Here is a 3,427-nt window from a genome sequence, read left to right as displayed (position 1 = left end):
GAGCGCAGCGCCTGCGCGGCCAGGTGGATCGCGACCAGCGACGACGAGCACGCCGTGTCGACCGTGACCGCGGGGCCCTCGAAGCCGAACACGTAGGAGACCCGGCCGGAGGCCACGCTCGCGGAGGTGCCGGTGCCGATGTAGCCCTCGAGTTCCTCGGGCAGCGAGCCGAGGAGCCCGGTGTAGCCCTGGCCTGAGACGCCGGAGAAGACGCCGACGTCGGTGCCGCGCAGGCTGTCCGGCTGGACACCCGCGTCCTCCAGCGCCTCCCACGAGCATTCGAGGAGCATCCGCTGCTGCGGGTCCATGGCCATCGCCTCGCGGGGCGAGATGCCGAAGAAGGCGGCGTCGAAGTCGGGGGCGCTGTGCAGGAAGCCGCCCTCGCGTACGTAGGAGGTGCCCGGTCGGGACGGATCCTCGTCGAAGAGGCGGTCCAGGTCCCAGCCGCGGTCGGTGGGGAAGTCGCCGATGCCGTCGCCGCCGTCGCGGAGGAGCTTCCACAGCTCGGCGGGTGTGCTGACGCCGCCGGGCAGCCGGCAGCTCATGCCCACGATGACGACCGGGTCGCCGCTCACCGCGCGGGCGGCCGGGGCCGGGGCAGCGGGCGCCGCGGCACCGGTCAGTTCCTCGCGCAGGTGGCGGGCGAGTGCGCCGGGGCTGGGGTAGTCGAAGACGGCGGTGGCGACGAGGCGTACGCCGGTGGCCTCGCGCAGCCGGTTGCGCAGTTCGACGGCGGTGAGCGAGTCGAAGCCGGCGTCCTTGAAGGCGCCGTCGGCGGCGACGGCGTCGCGGGTGTCGTGGCCGAGCACCTCGGCCGCCTGGGCCTGGACCAGGTCGAGCAGCAGGGCGTCCTGCCGCTCGGGGCTCAGGCCGACGAGGCGGGCCGCGAACCCGGCGGCGGCCTCGGCGTCGTGCGCGCGGGCCAGGCGGCGCGGCGGGCGGACGAGGGCGCGCAGCAGGGGTGGCACGAAGCCGCCGTTGTGCTGTGCGTTGGTCCGGGCGGCGGCCAGGTCCAGCTTGACCGGTACGAGCACCGCGTGACCGAGGGTGAGGGCGGCGTCGAACAGGTCCAGGCCCTCGTCGCTGTCCAGCGGCAGGATGCCGCCGCGGCTGAGCCGGGCGTGGTCGGTCCCGGTCAGGTGCCCGGTCATGCCCGACGCCTGCCGCCACAGACCCCACGCCAACGACAGCCCCGGCAGCCCCTCCGCCCGGCGCACCGACATCAACGCGTCCAGATACGCGTTGGCAGCCGCGTAATTGCCCTGCCCCGCAGCACCGAACACACCCGACGCCGACGAGAACACCACGAACGCGTCCACATCCGGATGCAACTCCCGCACCACCTCGTCCAGATGATGCACCGCGTCCACCTTCGGCGCGAACACCGCCGCCAACCGCTCCGGCGTCAGCTCACCGACCACACCGTCGTCCAGCACACCCGCGCTGTGCACCACACCCGACAACCGCCGCCCCCCGGGCAACGCCGCCAGCAACTCCCGCACCGCGGCACGGTCCGACACATCACACGCCACCACCGACACCGACAACGCCCCAGCCGCCTCCAACTCCCCCCTCAACTCCTCCGCACGCCCCGAACGACTCGCCAGCACCACATGCCGCACCCCGTGACCGGCCACCAACCGACCCGCCACCAGACCACCCACCGAACCCGTGCCACCCGTCACCACCACCACACCCTCGGGGTCGAAGGCCACCCCGGCGCCGTCGTCCCCCGTCCCGGCTGGAACCAGACGGGGCACGAACACCGCCTCGCCCCGCACGGCGAGCTGGGACTCACCCGCGTCCACCGCAGCCACCACGGCACCAGGCAGGCCGGTCCCGTCAAGTGCCTCGGGATCGGTGTCGACGAGGACGATACGGCCCGGGTTCTCCGCCTGCGCGGCGCGGACCAGACCGCAGGCCGCGGCTGCCGCCGGATCGCGCAGGGCACCCAACGGAGCGGCACCCCGGGTGCGGACGACCAGGCGGCTGTCCTCCAGCTCCGGCCGGGCCAGCCACGCCTGCACGATGGCGAGCACTTCGGCGGTCACGTCGAAGGCCGTACCGGACGGGACCGGGTGTACGGCCCACGGCGCCGGCCCGTCGGGGTCGTCCGCCAGTGCCGTCACGTCTTCCGGTCCGGTGAGGACCAGGGCGTCGACCGGCGCGGACGTGGTGTCCCGCGTGGGCAGTTCCCGCCAGTCGACGTGGAAGAGGCCGTCGGTGTGCGGCCGGTCCGTGGCGAGGGCGGCGGTGGCGACCGGCCGCGACAGCAGCGAGCGGATGCTGAAGACGGGCGTGCCGTCGGCGTCGGCGGCCTGTACCGCGAGCCCGTCGCCGCCCGTGGGGGTCACCCGTACCCGCACTCCGGTGGCGCCGGCGGCGTGCAGCGTGACCCCGTTCCAGGCGAACGGCAGGCCCAGTTCGCCCTCGCGCCCGCCGGTGGCGCGCAGCAGCCCGGTGTGCAGAGCGGCGTCCAGCAGCGCGGGATGCACGCCGAAGCGCCGTCCGTCGGAGAGCTGGGCGGCGTCGAGCGCCACCTCGGCGAACAGTTCGTCGCCGCGCCGCCATGCCGCACGCAGGCCCTGGAAAGCGGGGCCGTACTCGTAGCCGTGGTCGGCCAGCCGGGGGTAGAAGTCGTCGAGCGCCACGGGTTCGGCGTCCGGCGGCGGCCACTCGGCGGCGAAGCCCGGGTCCGTCTCGTCGTCTCCCTGCGGTTGCAGGGTGCCGGTGGCGTGGCTGCGCCAGACGCCGTCGTGCTCGGCCGCGGAGTAGACGCCGACCGTGCGACGGCCCTGCGGGTCGGGGGCGCCGAGGGACACCTGAACCCGCAGTCCGCCGTGTGCGGGCACCAACAGCGGTGCCTCGATGACCAGTTCGTCGAGAACCGGGGTGCCGGTCTGCTCGCCCGCGTGCACGGCGAGTTCGACGAGACCGGCGCCGGGCAGCAGGACGACTCCGGAGACGGCGTGGTCGGCCAGCCACGGGTGGGTCGCGATGCCGATCCGGGAGGTGAAGAGCATGCCGCCCGACTCGGGGACGTCGACCATCGCGCCGAGCATCGGGTGCCCGGCACCGGCCTGGCCCAGCGCGGCGGGGTCGCCGGCGGCGGCGCCGGTGTCCCGCAGCCAGTAACTGCGGCCCTGGAAGGCGTAGGTGGGCAGGTCGGCGGCGACCGGACCGGCGGGCAGGAAGTCCGACCAGTCGACGTCGACGCCCCGGGAGTACAGGTCGGCGGCGGAGGTGAGCAGGGCACGTACCTCGCCCTGCTCACGGCGCAGGGTGCCCGCGGTCACCACCCGCTCGTCCACCAGCTCCGCGATCGACGGCAACAGCACCGGATGCGGACTCACCTCCACGAACACCTCATGCCCCTCACCCACCAACGCCCGGACCCCGTCCGCGAAACGGACCTGACCCCGCAGAT

At 74.4% G+C, this 3,427-nt stretch carries 1 protein-coding gene; it reads right to left on the bottom strand.

The genetic code is table 11. The features are described from left to right. Window positions 1–3,353, bottom strand: a 3,353-nt coding sequence (locus ACFV9M_RS41865) for a type I polyketide synthase (RefSeq protein WP_385102734.1), incomplete at its 3' end; no start/stop codon positions are given. Window positions 3,354–3,427 lie beyond the last annotated feature (74 nt).

The organism is Streptomyces sp. NPDC059895 (genome assembly GCF_042731035.1).
In the GTDB taxonomy this organism is placed as follows: Bacteria; Actinomycetota; Actinomycetes; order Streptomycetales; family Streptomycetaceae; genus Streptomyces.
The sequence above is the reverse complement of the archived record's forward strand: the minus strand, read 5'-3'. Positions and strand labels throughout refer to the sequence as shown.